Annotated in this window: 15 protein-coding genes and 1 pseudogene; 2 read left to right on the forward strand and 14 right to left on the reverse strand. The window is 41.3% G+C overall.

Annotation, left to right across the window (positions count from 1 at the left end):
* Window positions 1-2 precede the first annotated feature (2 nt).
* Genes HOP08_17940 through HOP08_17970 form a run of 7 tightly spaced genes read right to left on the reverse strand, consistent with a single transcriptional unit; the run spans window position 3 to window position 5,281 of the window.
* The gene (locus HOP08_17940) at window positions 3-818 is read right to left on the reverse strand and encodes a TatD family hydrolase (GenBank protein ID NOT76810.1); all 816 of its coding nucleotides are present in this window, start codon (window positions 816-818) and stop codon (window positions 3-5) included.
* Window positions 815-1,165, reverse strand: a complete 351-nt coding sequence (locus tag HOP08_17945) for a diacylglycerol kinase family protein (GenBank protein NOT76811.1) — start codon at window positions 1,163-1,165, stop codon at window positions 815-817. Before HOP08_17945 ends, HOP08_17940 begins: the two co-directional genes overlap by 4 nt.
* Window positions 1,162-1,587, reverse strand: coding sequence for a hypothetical protein (locus tag HOP08_17950; protein NOT76812.1), 426 nt, complete (start codon window positions 1,585-1,587; stop codon window positions 1,162-1,164). Before HOP08_17950 ends, HOP08_17945 begins: the two co-directional genes overlap by 4 nt.
* Window positions 1,572-2,225 carry a hypothetical protein gene (locus HOP08_17955; GenBank protein ID NOT76813.1) on the reverse strand — a complete coding sequence of 218 codons (654 nt, stop codon included), beginning with the start codon at window positions 2,223-2,225 and terminating at the stop codon, window positions 1,572-1,574. The genes HOP08_17950 and HOP08_17955 overlap by 16 nt, the downstream gene beginning before the upstream one ends.
* A gap of 19 nt (window positions 2,226-2,244) precedes the next feature.
* Window positions 2,245-2,862, reverse strand: a complete 618-nt coding sequence (locus HOP08_17960; protein ID NOT76814.1) for a polysaccharide deacetylase family protein — start codon at window positions 2,860-2,862, stop codon at window positions 2,245-2,247.
* A 37-nt stretch (window positions 2,863-2,899) separates the two neighbouring features.
* Window positions 2,900-4,126, reverse strand: a complete 1,227-nt coding sequence (locus HOP08_17965) for a PP2C family protein-serine/threonine phosphatase (protein NOT76815.1) — start codon at window positions 4,124-4,126, stop codon at window positions 2,900-2,902.
* A 45-nt stretch (window positions 4,127-4,171) separates the two neighbouring features.
* A complete protein-coding gene (locus HOP08_17970) occupies window positions 4,172-5,281 on the reverse strand; it encodes a glycosyltransferase (GenBank protein NOT76816.1) in 1,110 nt (369 codons plus the stop codon).
* Window positions 5,282-5,395: 114 nt separating this feature from the next.
* Here HOP08_17970 and ruvC point away from each other — a divergent pair.
* Window positions 5,396-5,898: pseudogene (gene ruvC, locus HOP08_17975) on the forward strand (crossover junction endodeoxyribonuclease RuvC).
* Between the two features lie 7 nt (window positions 5,899-5,905).
* Here ruvC and HOP08_17980 read toward each other — a convergent pair.
* The 6 genes from HOP08_17980 to HOP08_18005 all read right to left on the reverse strand — a co-directional run bounded on the left by HOP08_17980 (window position 5,906) and on the right by HOP08_18005 (window position 12,423).
* Window positions 5,906-6,496, reverse strand: coding sequence for a DUF268 domain-containing protein (locus HOP08_17980; protein NOT76817.1), 591 nt, complete (start codon window positions 6,494-6,496; stop codon window positions 5,906-5,908).
* A gap of 195 nt (window positions 6,497-6,691) precedes the next feature.
* Window positions 6,692-7,795 (reverse strand): glycosyltransferase family 4 protein, encoded by a 1,104-nt coding sequence (locus HOP08_17985; protein NOT76818.1) that lies wholly within the window; start codon window positions 7,793-7,795, stop codon window positions 6,692-6,694.
* Entirely contained in the window at window positions 7,780-8,679 is a 900-nt protein-coding gene (locus tag HOP08_17990; GenBank protein ID NOT76819.1) for an alpha-1,2-fucosyltransferase, read from the reverse strand. The genes HOP08_17985 and HOP08_17990 overlap by 16 nt, the downstream gene beginning before the upstream one ends.
* A 56-nt stretch (window positions 8,680-8,735) precedes the next feature.
* Window positions 8,736-10,706 carry a T9SS type B sorting domain-containing protein gene (locus HOP08_17995; protein NOT76820.1) on the reverse strand — a complete coding sequence of 657 codons (1,971 nt, stop codon included), beginning with the start codon at window positions 10,704-10,706 and terminating at the stop codon, window positions 8,736-8,738.
* 62 nt (window positions 10,707-10,768) lie between these two features.
* Window positions 10,769-11,656 carry a hypothetical protein gene (locus HOP08_18000; protein NOT76821.1) on the reverse strand — a complete coding sequence of 296 codons (888 nt, stop codon included), beginning with the start codon at window positions 11,654-11,656 and terminating at the stop codon, window positions 10,769-10,771.
* Window positions 11,657-11,721: 65 nt separating this feature from the next.
* Entirely contained in the window at window positions 11,722-12,423 is a 702-nt protein-coding gene (locus HOP08_18005; protein ID NOT76822.1) for an FkbM family methyltransferase, read from the reverse strand.
* Between the two features lie 135 nt (window positions 12,424-12,558).
* Here HOP08_18005 and HOP08_18010 point away from each other — a divergent pair, with 135 nt between their 5' ends.
* A complete protein-coding gene (locus HOP08_18010) occupies window positions 12,559-14,049 on the forward strand; it encodes an oligosaccharide flippase family protein (GenBank protein NOT76823.1) in 1,491 nt (496 codons plus the stop codon).
* Between the two features lie 7 nt (window positions 14,050-14,056).
* Here the strand turns inward: HOP08_18010 and HOP08_18015 are convergent, their stop codons facing one another.
* Complete coding sequence (locus HOP08_18015) at window positions 14,057-15,346, reverse strand: glycosyl transferase (GenBank protein ID NOT76824.1); 1,290 nt, start codon at window positions 15,344-15,346, stop codon at window positions 14,057-14,059.
* Between the last annotated feature and the right edge of the window lie 16 nt (window positions 15,347-15,362).

The raw sequence follows: 15,362 nt of genomic DNA on the forward strand, positions 1-15,362 counted from the left end.
AATTAAATACCAGCGTTAGCAAATATCTTAAAGGAATTTGAAGTTGTGGCTGACTGAAGTTCGCTCATATTGACTTTCATAAGGTCACAGACTTTCTCAGCTATCAAAGGTATATATGCCGGCTCATTTCTCTTACCACGATGAGGCACAGGTGCGAGATAGGGACTATCCGTTTCAAGGACAATATTATTAAGCGTCACTTCCGGCAACACTTTGTCCAACCCACCATTCTTGAATGTTACCACTCCCCCGATTCCAAGACGAAATCCAAGAGCGATTATTCTCTTTGCCTGATCTGCGGTTCCTGAAAAGCAATGAAAGATACCTGTGAGTTTATCATCTGAAAGTGACTCCAGTATTTCTATGGTCTCATCAATTGACTCCCTGCTATGAATCACCAGCGGCAATTCAAATTTCTTTGCCCACGCTGCCTGAATCCGGAAAGCCTCCTTCTGCTGATCCCAGAATGTTTTATCCCAATGAAGGTCTGTACCCATCTCTCCTATTGCACAAAACTTTCTTTGATGGAGCCACGTCTCAACGATATAGAGTTCTTTTTCAAAGTCCTTCTTTACAGAACAGGGATGAAGTCCCATCATTGGAAAGCATGATTGCGGATACTTTCGTTCGAGTTCCATCATTCCATCGATCGAGGCATGATCCACATTGGGCATGAACATTTTCTTCACGCCCGCATCGCCAGCACGCACCAGCATATCTTCACGATCAATCTTAAACTCTTCTGAATAGATATGAGTGTGAGTGTCGACCCAATAGTCGGACGCAGAATTAACAGTAACAGGGTCTTGTAATCTCATCCCAGTAAATACTTTTTAAAAATAATAAAACCAATTATGACTGAAGCGATCGCTGCAATCATCGTTGCTCCCGCTGCGATGTCCTTGATCTTTCCAGCAACATGTGAATATTCCGGCGAGATCATGTTGATGATGTATTCGATGGAAGTATTTATCATTTCCATTGCCAGCACCATGCCAATGACCAGAATAATGGCGATCCACTCTGCCGTAGTGATGCTAAAGTAAAATCCAAAAGCAATAACGATCGCAGCAATAAAAAGCAGGATCTTAAAATTACGCTGCTCTTTCACAACAACCTTAATACCCTTTACAGCATAGCGAAAGCTTTTCAGAAATGCATTCATGCGACTATAGAATCAATGGCCTTTAACAGAAGCGCGTTATCATATTCATAATACGACAGACCCTTAAACTGATCCACCGTCTTCATACCTTCCTTAACAGAAAATTTTTTTTGATCCATTGAAAATGCAACAACCTGTTCCTTCAGATAATCTGCCAAAAAAACCTGCTCCGGCTGCTGAGGTGTTGGAACAAAGATAGCCTTCTTCCCCATTGCAATCAGATCCATCACACTACTATAACCACTGCGGCATATCACAACGCCCGCATCGCGAATGGCGGTCTGCAGCTTATCAGAAGTGAGATGATTAACAATTTCCAATCGTCCTTTCTGAATATGAAAAGGTGTATCTGGTTTGCCAACTACCAGCAAGGACTTTAATCCAGATCTTTTTAATTCGTCAGTTACTATTTTCTCAAACATGGATCGCTGGGGTTCCGCCCGGATACCAGAGCGAGAATATCGAATTGCTGCTTGACAGGCCTGGAGCCTTCAAATCTTGAAAGCCAGCCAATGTACTTCTGGTTGGGTACGCTTCGGGAAGTAAAAGGCTTCGTCAACTCCGCTTCCGGCATATCAGGGATCCACACCTGTGAAAACTTCTTTATATACTGATGAAGAAGATGATTTACTCCGGGTGACATCCAGATAAATCCTTTTGGCATCAGAAGATTGACCTGGTGTGTAATGAAAACAGATTTTACGGATGAGGTCCAGCAACCATATCGGTTATCTGATATAACGATATCGATCTTATTTTCCTGAATCAGTCTTTCGAGCACAACATGCTCCTCCTCTATTACCTTTCTGAACTTCGGCAATTGAAGAATCATTGAGAATGACATGGAACCTTTGCCCTGATAAACGGGGTCATAGGAAGGAAACTCAAAAAAGACAAGCTGAGGAAATTCCTGGCGCAGCAATTCCAATGCACCTCCGCTTGAGGCAATGAAGACTTGCGCTCCTCTCTTTGTCAATTCACGGATAACAGGGACACAACGGGTTGCGTGACCAAGACCCCAGTCGAGCGGACAAACGATAACTCTTTTTTGAATCGCCATTATGGCAAAGATCGGTAATTCAATGCAGGGTTTTAAATGAATACCCCTGACTCATGAAGTGATCAATAAAGCGAGGCAGAACATAGGTCATATTTTTCTCGGCTTTCAGACTGTCATGAAATACAATAATTGATCCTTCCCGGGTTGCTCCGATTGAACCCTTCAGACAGTTTTCCGGTGAGATGTTTTTATTGTAATCATGGGTAAGAACATCCCACATTACTATTTGATAATCAGAAAGAGCTTTGATCTGCGTTCTTGTAATTCGGCCATAAGGCGGTCGGAAGAGCCGGGTCTTCGCTTGTTGCTGAATCTGCTCTTCACAAAGATTTACATTTTCAATGTAAGATTGCGCGCTTGTTTTCCAGCCGCTCAAATGATTGAACGTATGATTGCCGATGGCATGACCATCTTTGATGATCTGGTTAAAAACTTCTGGGTGCTTTCTGACATTGTCTCCAATGCAGAAGAAAGTTGATTTGATACCTGACTTCAGAAGTGTTTCCAGAACGTATTGAGTTGGTCCGGGAACAGGGCCATCATCAAATGTCAGATAAAGTTCTTTGGAAGTTGTAGGTATTCTCCAGGTAAGCTGAGGATAGATCCAGGGAAGAAAGAATGGATTTCTGAAAAACATTTTGATATGTATCCTGAATCTGCCTGTTCAATTTTTATTAGTTACTGACGCGGCATGTTAACATGGTGATGTCGTCGCGATAACTATTACGTCCTTTGAAACCATCCAGCCTGACAATGATATCCTGATGAATTACATTCAAATCCTTTTCATGGTTCTCTTCGAAATACTTGATAAGGGAAGATTGTCCGTACTCTTCATCCTGCTCATTGGCTGTTTCCGTCAGACCATCCGTATAGCAGAACAATAGAAAATCATCAAGGTCGGTAATGAAGCCTTCCTTCAGGAATGGCAAAGGCTGCATAGCACCGAGGACAGTACATCCATCTTCCAGCAACCGGATACCATGTTTACGATCATATAATAATGGAGGATTATGACCGGCATTCACATAGACCAGTGTCTTCAGATTGATATCATAAATAGCACCAAAGAAAGTTATGAATCGTTCGCCTTTGGCGCTGTCCAGCACCTGATAGTTAAGAGCTTCGACAATCTCAGAAAGGTTTGGCATCTGACGGAGCAACGTTCTGAGCGAAGCCTGGAAATTGGACATCATCAGTGCAGCGGCAATTCCTTTTCCACTTACATCGGCAACACACAGTAAGAACTGGTTCTTGTTGATAGGCACATAGTCATAATAGTCACCTCCTACCATGTCATGAGGAAGATAGCTTGCTACCATCTTCAATCGTTCTGTGTTTGGAAGCTTATCAGGAAAGAGAAACTGCTGAACATCGCTGGCAATTTCAAGCTCCTTGCGGAAAGCTTCCTGTTCCAATTGCTTGCGGGCGAGCTTTTTATTCTCAATTGCAACGATGATGATATTACTTAACGCCTGGATGAGGCGAATGCTGTCTTCGTAATCACGGTTCTCTTTGTTGGCCTCTATCCCACCCACAAAGACAACGGCGAGAGTGTCATCCTGATGAGCGACAGGAACGACAATATCAAACTCATGGAAGTTGCAGTCGTTTTCAAATTCGATAAGCTTGTGCACCTGTTTGATGAGGTGAAAGCGATCGTCCAGAGGGCATTTGAGAAAATTAGTCTTCGTTCCAAAATTGACAACACATCTCCATTTTTCGTCGAAAACATAGAGGGCCAGTTTTTTGATCCTAAGATTTGAGCGAAGGGTGAAGTTAAACATCTTGTACAGAGACTCTTCCGGCACATTGCTATTGATCGCCTGCGTAATCTCAAGCAGTGCATTGAGTTCAAGCTCTTTACGGTCTAATTGTATCTGTAGTTCTGATTCCTTCATTTCTGTATCAACGGTAAAAATAAAAGAAAATTACCTCAATATACCTTACTTATAATTTCTATTCTTCCAGCGATACGATATCATGAGTGAAGCAATGCCGATTACCACAACATAGACAGGGTATAATATCTGAAGAGCGGCAAATGCCAGAACATCGAAGCGTCTCTCCAGAAACCTTCCGGTCCAAAAGATCATGGTTCCTTCCAAAAAAAGTTTGACACCGATCAGCACGACGGTGGCATCCACACTATTAAGATTTCGAATTATCAATCCGATAAAAGAGATCTGTGCCAACAGTATCAAAACAGCAATGGCTTGAGTGACAAGGTCAGAGTTATGCTTCCATTTTCCGGCCCACCGAAGTCTTTGCTGAAAGAATCCTGAGATACTTTCCTGTGGCAACGAGCTGACAACGGCTTCATAAAAATTAAGGAATTTTATTCCAGTTGGATAGCGCTTAAAAATCTTGCGCATTAAAAATTCATCATCACCGGACGCGATCTGAAGATTTCCTTCATAACCTTTTACTTCTTTGAAAGTATCTTTTCTGAATGCAAGGTTCGCACCGTTGCACATGATCGGGTGTCCGAGTCCGATGGTGGAAGCTGTTGATCCCACAAGACTTATAAATTCCATTACCTGCAATCGTTTAAAGAAAGACTTACCGGCAGTGAGTTTAACTGCACCGATAACCATTTTCGTTTCATCCGTTTCAAAATGAGATGCAATGCAACGAAGCCAGTTCTTGGAAATACGGCAATCAGCATCGGTGGCGGCAATGATTTCAAATGATGAATTCTCTATCCCGAATGTCAATGCCTGCTTCTTACCCTCTTTGCCTTGAGGGAGATGAAGGATCCGGATGTTGGAAAAGTTCTTTGTAAGTTGTTCGGCCCGAAGTACTGTATCATCTGTTGAATGGTCGTTTACAATGATTGCTTCGAATTTATCTGAAGGGTAAGCGATCCTGGAAAAGTCAGTGATAATATTTTCGATAAGGTTTGTTTCATTCCTTGCAGCGAGCACAATAGAAATGCCGGGTGTTGCAACCTTATTTAGGGAAATGGATTGCCTGCGAACAAGGATCCAGCCGACGAGCAGGACGATGAGCAGGATACAGTAAAAACTTAAAATAACGGTGAAGATGCCGGTCATTGAAAAAGTTGTCTGTATTTTGCGGGTGTGAGCAAAGTTGAAAAAAAAGTAACGAAACCAAGCACGCTTCCAAAAGAGAAAATAATTCTCGGATTAGACCCTGGAACAAACGTGATGGGTTACGGATTGATCCTGATCCGAGGCAGCAAAATGGATTTAATTCAGTTTGGTGTGATCCAGCTCAGCAGCTATGAAACCCATGAGCTGAAGCTCAAGAAGATATTTGATCGTGTGCTGGGGTTGGTGGAAGAATTCAAGCCGGATGAGGTAGCGCTGGAGGCTCCTTTCTATGGAAAGAATATTCAGTCGATGCTGAAGCTTGGGCGTGCGCAGGGAGTGGCGATGTCTGCTGCACTGTACCGCGATATTCCAATAACGGAGTATGCTCCTAAAAAGGTAAAGCAATCGGTTACCGGAAATGGTAATGCATCGAAAGAGCAGGTAGCGAAATGCTGATGCAGATATTTAACTTGAAAGAACTACCAAAACTATTGGATGCCTCTGATGCGTTGGGTGTTGCAGTATGTCATCATTACCAGAAGGGGATTGGGAAGGCGAAGAAAGGAAGCTGGGAGAGTTTTGTGAAGGAGAATCCTGATAAGGTGAAGAAGCTCTAAGTCAGCATCAAAACCTTTTTGTCATTTCAAATATTCCGAATCCAAATACACAGCCAAAATTATTTCTTACATCTTCTTCCGCAAGAGGTACATTTTCAAAAAGATCTCCGCGATCGTTTACATAGGAAAAAAAATCAATAGTGTAATCTGGTTCAAATAAATTGATCAGATATGCTACATTGAACACACGGTGAGCATTGAACTCAATGCGTTGAGGGCCGATGGCAGTAGAGAAATAAAATTTTCCACCTTTCTTCAGAACCTTGTTCATGTTTTGAATTCCTTTCAGGTGACCTTTTACATCAATCGGATCCCCATAACGACCAAGTCCAAAATGCTCAATAACATTGAGTGACGACAATGAATCTGTATATCCATAAAGTTCTGGAGACACCTCCATAAAGTCAGCAGTGATAAAGCGAATGTTTTTTACGATTGCCGTTTGAGGGCGTATATCAAAAACTTCAATCTCACGAAAGGAGGCTACATGGGCCACAAATCCGTCAACGCGTGAACCAACATCAACATGCTTTACGGGCTTATTTTCAAAAACACGCCTGGCAACTGTGAGGTCCTCATGAAAATAGTGGCTTTTCAAATCACCATTTGTCTCAAAACGCTCACGTAAGACTGGATAGAGTCCAGAGATTTGAAAATCAGGATAGTTCTTGAGTTGCTTTTTTATCTCCCGATAATCACGTCGAAAGTATGGCCAACCTTTCAGGCTTGTGAGTACTAATTTCGGATAGATACCGAGACTTGATAAAATTCTGTAAAAACTTTTAAACATATTTTAAAGAGAACGATAAAGTCCTATTAATTTTTCTGATTCTTTTTCCCAGTTGTATTTCTCAAAGATCAATTTCCTTCCACGTGCGCCCATCACTTTTGCTTCATCAGGAAAAGATATTAGTCTGGTGATGGCTTCCGCAATTTCGTTTACGTTTAGCGGATCAACGAGAATACCCGCCTCTGCCTCGATGACAAATGCTGCTGACTCACCTTCACGTGAGGCAATCACAGGTTTGCCAGCTGCCATGTATTCAAATAGCTTGACAGGATAATTTGTTTTATACCGTTCAATAGGGTGCGGGACAATAATTCCAACTGTAGAAGAGAATACAGTAGCGATCATCTCATTGTATGGAAGCCATGCACGATAATTCACCCGATACTTTGCTAACAATTCCTTTTCCAAAGATGCGGGCGCAAACTTTCCACCGAGAATAAATTCAATGGGAATTTTTTCTGATGCAATACGATGTGCCTCCAGCATTTCAACAAGACCACGGGGCTTACTGAGCAATCCGACATATACTAATGAGCTGCTTTGTGAGTTTTTTATTTCCCTGAAGGATTCACTGATTGGGAAATTTCTAATGAGAGTTACTTTACGTGACGGGAAATATTTCGCAATCACCGGCTCAGCGACTATGATGGCATCGAACCACCATCCTGCAATCTTCTCCAGAATTCTGTAAAACCATGTATAAGGTTTTTTGACAATCCATGGAATCCAATGTTGATATGATATTTGCAAAGGAGTGTCTTCATGAGCATCGTAAATTACCTTCCTATTGAACACCTTCAAAGCAATTCCAACCATCAACAGTTCAGAATCATGTAAATGAAACACGGCATCCTTCGGCTGTTTCATTGCTTTTTTAAAAATTCTCCAGGGGCACTTTACCAATTGCTCCCATCCTTTCCGTGGTAACGGAACTGAAAGAATAGCGACACCTTCATTTACAAAATCCTCGTGATGTGGAATGATAATGGAAACCTTGTAGCCCGACTGCACTAATGATCTGGCTTCCTTGTAATAGATGCGTGTGTCAAGCGGTTTGTGACCCGCATTCGCAAGCATTACAACATTGGTGATTAAAGTCTTACCCATGATTCAGGGATAAGATCTTTTGTATTATATAACCTACTTGTATAAACTGGTTCTTTTTTAGTGAGATAATCTGACCCAAACCATTGCTGTGGAGCAATAATTTTTTTCTCTGAGTTCCGATTTAACCAAGCACCCCACCAGCTGAAGGTGCTATTGGCGATGATGTTGTGTTTACAGGCGGACATAAGTAATAAATCTTTATAAGATTCATTTCCTTTATTATGATCTACAAAGACAGCATTCATATTGGTAAAATTCTTGCGGGCCCATTCAGAATCGTCAGAGAAAAAATAATAAATCGGTTGCTCGATTTCTGAGTTCATTTTCGAGATCGCTTTTTGATAGTAATCCATCGGGAGCACTTTGAAGAACGAAGAGGAGTGCTTTGTCTCTGCGCCATAGTCTCCCCTCCTGACGTGCACCGCAATACTATTTTCAGTTTGCATTTTCATTTTCATCCCTTCATTTTTTGAATCAAGGGGCAGGCTTGGCGAAAATTGAAGCCTTATCTTTTCAGAAATGGACTCAAAATATTTTTCGCTCTGCCAATAGCCGCTGAGGTAAAGGTTGGAAGGCAGTGAAAGAAAGTCAGGATAAAAATGATAGTGTGGCTGAACGAAGACGGTGGGGCATCGAAAGTAATTTTCCCGTTTGTTCAGATAACGGATTATGGGATTGGAACCCGTAAATTGATGAATTTCCTTTCGTGTGGCTTCACGAGCATCGATGTTGAATTTGGATAATTCGAACTTACGATAAGGATGCTTTGTGTAAGTGTAAAGATCCAGTGTGAGTTCGGTTTTGTAATGCTCCGCCAGAGCGCTACCAGCAGCATACTGGAACAGCTGGTTTCCTAAACCGCCTCTAAGACGAACAATGATCATTATTCAGAATCTTTAATGGTCAAAGTTAGCCGGCTTTTCTTTCTCAAAAAATTACTCTAATGAGTAATTAACAGCGAACCCTTAATGTCCGTTTTACAGCCATCAGAAAAGTAATAGAAGTAAGTTCCTGGAGAAAGATGATCACCACCCCAATCATTCTTGTAGTTGGAGGCATTGAAGACTAACAAACCCCATCGATTATATACCCTAATGTTATTATCAGGTGCATCGTTGATGTTATTGATAATCCATACATCGTTTTTGAGATCTCCATTGGGTGTGATTACATTTGGAAAATCTGTTTCCTTCAATTTTCCAAATGCTGTTATCGTAACAGTGTCACTCATTGAACAAGTTAAGTTTATTACAGTCCATAAGTATTTATTAATCCCTATTTCAGTGTTATTTACTTGACTTTCGGAATCATGTAAGTTTATAAAACTACCCGCACCTTGCAATACTGACCATGTGCCGATACCAAGAGAAGGGCTTTCAGCCCCAAGAATTACAGGATCAGTAATACAAACATTTTGATTTATTCCTGCTTTTGCTTTTGGCATCTCAAGAACCTCAACGGTTACCGTATCAGTTGCAGAGCAGGAAAAATTCATCACAGTCCAAACAAATTTGTTAATCCCCTTTGCCGGATTATTCACCTGACTTATAGGATTATGAGAGTTTGCAAAAATACCTGCACCTTGCAATACAGACCAAGTACCTGTGCCAATCGCAGGATTGCCAGCCTGAAGAATCACTTGATTACCAGAGCAAACATTTTGATTGGTACCTGCATCGGAAGTGGGTGTTTGACAACCGGCAGTTATCCAAATTGCACCGCTGTCCGTTCCTCCATCATCATCAAGAAAAGCGCCAATGGCAATATCTTTAATTCCGTCATTATTAATATCGGTTCCTAAGAAAGCAATGCTTCCTCCAAAATAATCATTCGATTTTAGAACCAAATCATTATTACCACTACTTGAGCTAATTTTATAACTCGATTTCACAGTTCCGTTATTATTCAACATCAAATAGAATATGGCACCACTGCCCGAAGCATCATTGCCTCCCACAATCATATCTGGCACTCCGTCACTATCATAATCTCCAATCCCTGCAATAGAAACACCTAACCTACCAGTCGATTGCGTGAAACTTCCTGAAGTGGCACTTATCTTATTGAAACCCTTAACTGAGCCAGTGGAGGTTAGAAAGATTACCCAGACTGCTCCCCGATCCACACCTCCGTCATCCGTGCGGTGAGCACCAACCCCTAGATCCGTGACTCCATCACCATCCACATCTCCCAGTGCACTTAAACCATATCCGAAATATCCATCGTTATCAAACGAAATGCCCGCTGTACCTTGAGTAATCTTTCTTGAACTTTTTACAGTCCCATTGCTATTCATGAAGAGAATATAAACTGCACCATCAATTTGTCCATGTCCGAACGATCCAACAGCCAAATCGATTACTCCATCATTGTCCAAATCTCCAAGATTGGTCGCACCTGTTCCAAAAGTTGAAGAACCAGTTAAGGGTTGTGTAAAATTTCCTTGTGTAGCACTGATTTTCTGTGAACCTTTCACGGTACCATTCTTTTCCATGAAAAGTATCCAGAGCGATCCCGAAGTCCCTCCACCATCTCCATCGTAGTTGGCACCCACGCCAATGTCTTCAATTCCATCACCGTTCATATCGCCCAATGCGACAATTGAGGATCCAAAAGAATCATTCTGGTTAGACTCTAATGGGAGGATCTCACGGCTTCCTTTTACAGTTCCGTCTCTGTTCAAAAAAAGTATGAAGACTGAACCTCTGTCTGCACCTCCTTGATTGGTCGCCCCCACGGCGATATCTGTAACACCATCGTCATCAAGATCACCAATAGCAGCACAGAGTATACCAAACACTGCTCCAGTATTGATGGGAGTCGTTAAACCTCCGGAAGTCCGGCTTATTTTTTTGAATTTAGTGGGATAGACCTGTCCCTGAGATTCAATGAGCATGCAGGTAATGAGCATTATCACCGTAAAGCATTTCAACATGCCAGAATATTTAAAGTCTCAAAAATTATAAATCATTCCTATTTGACCCGCTTGGAAATACTAATTATGTCAGGGCCTTCCGTTCCTCTTCTTTTAGCTACAATCAAACCATCAACAGAAAAACTCTCATCAAGATCAGCATCGCAGACTATTAAATACTCATGACGCTTCAATTTATCAATACACAATTGATGAAGTTCGTTGCTGTGAGTTGATATGAAAAAGTAGTCAATTTTACTGGCATTCATTGCATCCTTACATCCATCCAGCATTTTCAACTCATAACCCTGAATATCACTATGAAGAATATTTAAATGACTAATACTATGTTTTTTCATCAAATAGTCGACTGAATAAAATGGGATGGAAGGATTGATGTCTGCTTCATCCGTTATAAACCCAGCATCAAAAACTCCTTCCAATCCATTTAGCTTAAAGTTCAACTTTCCGAAATTCATTTTGTGAGGATCAGGTTCGATCATAAGACACTGAGCGCCCCTCACACGTTTTGCAAACCACATCGAATAGAATGCCCAATAACTCCCAAGCTCCATCATGGTACCACCAACAGGAATTACTTTCATAATCTCATTGAACGCATATTCTTCCTGAGGCTCATGAACTCCATGATTTTCCATCAGAAGATGAGTGTTACCATAATCATAATAACTACCCAGGGTGATTTTCATTCCATTATGAACAAGCTGATGGTCTGAGAAGACCTTCCCAGCTTCAGCAACATGCTCCAGCTTTTGGTTATCCGTGCTCATCTTCACAATTGCGATACGCTGTTGCCAATAAGGTGTGATTTTATACCGCGGAAAATCCCGATGGAAACGCCAGTCAAAGTAATTTATACTGTTCAATATAAACAGGAGAGCATTATAGGCCTGAGGAATTTTCTTAAGTCTTTGTTTAAGCCCCATTGGAGAATGTTTGTTTTTGAAGTTGCCAAACTAGGTAATGGTTTGGTGTTTAGAATCATTATTATTCAATTTTTTCTCACCGCCAGATAATTTGCAGAAAGAAAAACTTCCAGTCTTTCGGAATAAGAACTTACAGGCCTCAAACCATCAGACAATATCCGGTAAAGATCAAAGTCCTTTTTGAAGAAATCAAAATAATCACGAAAGAAGGATCGCGAATCGATGTTACATCCGCCGAATTCAAATTGAACCATTTTAACTTTTCCTTCCTCAAACATCTTTCTGCCGCCCCTTAAAACCGCAAGCTCGTGTCCTTCAACATCAAGTTTAAGAAAGTCGATGTACTCAATTTCATTCTCTTCACAGAACTCATCCAGTGTAGTGAGCTCAATTGTCTCGTGATCTGTAAAATCAATATTGTGATATGAAAGATCACGTTGATAAACAGATGCCAGTCCAGAACCTTCACGATCATAGTAAAGCTCCAGTTTACCTGCCTTATCACTTAGACCCTTATTGATCAGATGTACATCCTCAGAGTACAGTGTCGAATTCCTCAAAATAGTAAACGTATTTACTGAAGGCTCAAAGGCATACAAGCGAATCTTTCTTCCCTCCCAAACATCAAGGATATGCTGGGTAAATTCTCCCTTGTTCGCTCCGACATCAAAAAGAACAGGAGAAAGAGATTCAATACGGGAACTGATCTGGGTCAGCATCGATGATTCACCGTTATGCTTATAGTCGCTGGCCCGGCCATAGTTCATTCCTTTAAGTGAAAAACGATAAAGTCTTTCGAAAAAAAATTGAAGCCCCTTCTTTCCTAAAATATTATTCAGCAATCCCACAGAATGACGTTAAGTTTTACAAATAAAGTATTTTGCGGGCAGATAATTTCAAAAATGGGTGTCATCATCAGACAAAGCATCATTACCACCATCATATCTTACATCGGTGTGGGGATTGGTTATGTGAATTTGCTTTATCTGTATCCACGCTTTTTATCACCTGAGCAGGTGGGATTGATGCGCACCCTGCAAGATTCAGCAATATTGTTAGCCCAATTTGCTCAGTTCGGACTGGCTCAAAGCATCATCCGTTTCTTTCCCCGCTTCATGGGAAACCAGACCCGATCCAGAAATTTCATCAATATCATATTGCTGGCAGGCATGATCGCCTTTGGATTCTTCCTTATTGGATTCTTCGTTTTTGAACAACAAATCCTTGGATACTTTCAAGCCAACGCTAAAGAATTTGTTCATTATTCCAGTCTGGCCCTGTGGCTGACATTCATCACCGTGATCACTACTTTACTGGAAGTTTATTCACGATCTCTTCTGAAAAATGTTCTGCCTAATCTTCTCAAAGAAATAGTCGTTCGACTTTTGCTGGCTATTCTCGTTCTGTTGTATTTCAAAGGAGTACTTACTTTTCCACAGGTAATGATTAGCTCTGTGCTGATCTATGTCTTCTGTTTGCTCATATTAGTGGGAACACTTTTAGCTCAGGGCTATCTTGATTTGAAAATTGAAATCCGATCTATTGAGCCCGCCCTCTGGAAAGACCTTATCAACTTTAGCCTGTTAAGCTTTGCCGGAACTGCCGGCCTGATCATCATTGGTAAAGTTGACAGTTTGATGGTAGCCGGTCTATTGGGACTTGAATCTGTTGCGATCTACACAACCTCCGCATACATGGCCACCGTTATTGAAATTCCAAAGCGGGCCATGACACAGATTGCCTCTCCCCTTATTTCCCGAGGCTTTGAAAAGAATGATCTCGCTGAAGTCAAAAATATTTACCACAAAACTTCATTGAATCAGTTCATACTTGGAACCCTGCTCTTGATAGGAATTGTTTCCAATCTCGATTCAATATTTTTACTAATGCCCAAAGGTGAGATTTATGAAACCGGTAAGTGGGTGGTGATCATTGTAGGTGCCGGAAAGCTTGTTGATATGTTGTTCGGTCCCAGTAGTGAGCTGATCGTTTATTCAAAGTATTTTCGGTTTAACATTATTCTGATCTTAATTCTTGCAGTTGTCATCATTACATCCAACAATATTCTTATACCAATCTATGGTATTGAAGGGGCTGCAATAGGCACCGCTGTTACGCTGATCGTTTTTAACCTTGTTAAGTTTATTTTTATCTGGATAAAAATGAGGCTTCAGCCATTCTCATCTGCCTTTATAAAAGTAATTGTTATCGGCGCTGCCGCCTGGATTGCTCAATATCTGATGCCGAGAGTAGATTGGGTAATTGCAGATATGATATCCCGATCTGCCGTCATTACGACTGTCTTTGGAGTGCTGACTCTGTGGTTTCGCGTATCTCCTGATGGGAATAATCTCTTTATAAAAATTGTAAGGTATTTTAAGATACCAATTTAGCGATCTGTTACTTCAGGAGGCTCACCATTTTTTCAGTCAGCACTTTTCTGCTGAACAATCTCACATTTCTTCTGTCTTCTGTAGAACCATTTTTCCAGCATTCAAAACGTTCCAGCAATAAGGCCTTGATCGCCGTTGCATTATTCCGATCAATCATGCGTCCTGCTTGTGTACTTTGTAAGATCGTGGCAGCATCTCCTATTTCAGGCCCAACTCCAAAAATAAAATTTCCGCTCGCGAGGTATTCAAAAAACTTACCAGGAAGATTGCCGGCTGCCAGAGCGGTGTGTGCCAATATCAACAACTGAATATCTGTCTCACCATAGAGTTTCACCAAAGCCTCGTGTGGCATCGGTTTTGAAAACAGAGTGATCTCAGAAAGAAATGGATCTGCTGCAACAAATTCCCGAAAGGCAGTATTTACGGATCCGATAAATTCAATCTTAACATTTTTACTGAATTCATTTGATTGAATGGAGAGGTTTTTCACTGCCAGCATAAAGGGTTTGGGATCCCGCAACTCATCTACCATTCCAATATGCCGGACGGTGAAAATGTTTGTGGCATTCTTTTGAATTCCCGCAAAATCATCTTCATCAAATCCATTGGTGATCAGATCTACCTTTCTTTTTCCTAATACTTCTAGCCGATCTACATGAAAGGGGGCAATTGTTACGACGCGATCTGCGGTTTGAAGTACCTCCCTTTCAAGTTCACAATGCCTTCTTCTCGCAAATGAGCTTAATGAAAGAGTATCCAAAAGATCCCACTCACTCCAGGGGTCACGGAAATCAGCAACCCAATGAAGAGAAGGATTTTTTTTCTTAAGCTTTAATCCAATCAGATGAAGGCTGTGTGGCGGACCTGTAGTGATGATCGTTGTTATATTATTTGAATGAATAATATCCTGTAAAAATTTTACTGAAGGACTTACCCAGAAAATGCGGGCATCAGGAATAAACACATTCCCCCGGATCCAGCTACTGATACGCTGAAACATGCTCTTCTTTCCTGAAGAGATCATATCAATTTGACTCACTGACTTCCTGCCTGCAATCTTTGAAATACTTTTAAAAAGTCCGTATGGTTCCCAGATTGGAAAATGGATGACTTCCGCTTCTTTGGGAACATCTTTTAACAAAGTAGCATCACTGATTTCGAAAGAAGGTTTGTCGGGAGTAAATACAAATGGTTGCCATCCAAAGGAAGGTAGATACTTAACAAACTTCAACCACCGCTGAACGCCGCTACCGCCTGAAGGAGGCCAGTAGTAGGTGATGATGAGGAGTTTTTTCACGGGGCTAAATTAGTTT

The sequence above is a fragment of the Cyclobacteriaceae bacterium genome, assembly GCA_013141055.1.
Classification (GTDB): Bacteria; Bacteroidota; Bacteroidia; order Cytophagales; family Cyclobacteriaceae; genus ELB16-189.

Bases quoted from the DNA above. Each gene is read 5' to 3' on its own strand.
- HOP08_18005 (NOT76822.1), bottom strand. From the start codon at position 12,423: ATGAACTATGGCCGGGCCAGCGACTATAAGCATAACGGTGAATCATCG.
- HOP08_17960 (NOT76814.1), bottom strand. From the start codon at position 2,862: ATGTTTTTCAGAAATCCATTCTTTCTTCCCTGGATCTATCCTCAGCTT.
- HOP08_17995 (NOT76820.1), bottom strand. From the start codon at position 10,706: ATGCTCATTACCTGCATGCTCATTGAATCTCAGGGACAGGTCTATCCC.
- HOP08_17970 (NOT76816.1), bottom strand. From the start codon at position 5,281: ATGACCGGCATCTTCACCGTTATTTTAAGTTTTTACTGTATCCTGCTC.
- HOP08_17940 (NOT76810.1), bottom strand. From the start codon at position 818: ATGAGATTACAAGACCCTGTTACTGTTAATTCTGCGTCCGACTATTGG.
- HOP08_17965 (NOT76815.1), bottom strand. From the start codon at position 4,126: ATGAAGGAATCAGAACTACAGATACAATTAGACCGTAAAGAGCTTGAA.
- HOP08_17945 (NOT76811.1), bottom strand. From the start codon at position 1,165: ATGAATGCATTTCTGAAAAGCTTTCGCTATGCTGTAAAGGGTATTAAG.
- HOP08_18000 (NOT76821.1), bottom strand. From the start codon at position 11,656: ATGGGGCTTAAACAAAGACTTAAGAAAATTCCTCAGGCCTATAATGCT.
- HOP08_17950 (NOT76812.1), bottom strand. From the start codon at position 1,587: ATGTTTGAGAAAATAGTAACTGACGAATTAAAAAGATCTGGATTAAAG.
- HOP08_17955 (NOT76813.1), bottom strand. From the start codon at position 2,225: ATGGCGATTCAAAAAAGAGTTATCGTTTGTCCGCTCGACTGGGGTCTT.
- HOP08_17985 (NOT76818.1), bottom strand. From the start codon at position 7,795: ATGGGTAAGACTTTAATCACCAATGTTGTAATGCTTGCGAATGCGGGT.
- HOP08_17990 (NOT76819.1), bottom strand. From the start codon at position 8,679: ATGATCATTGTTCGTCTTAGAGGCGGTTTAGGAAACCAGCTGTTCCAG.
- HOP08_18010 (NOT76823.1), top strand. From the start codon at position 12,559: ATGGGTGTCATCATCAGACAAAGCATCATTACCACCATCATATCTTAC.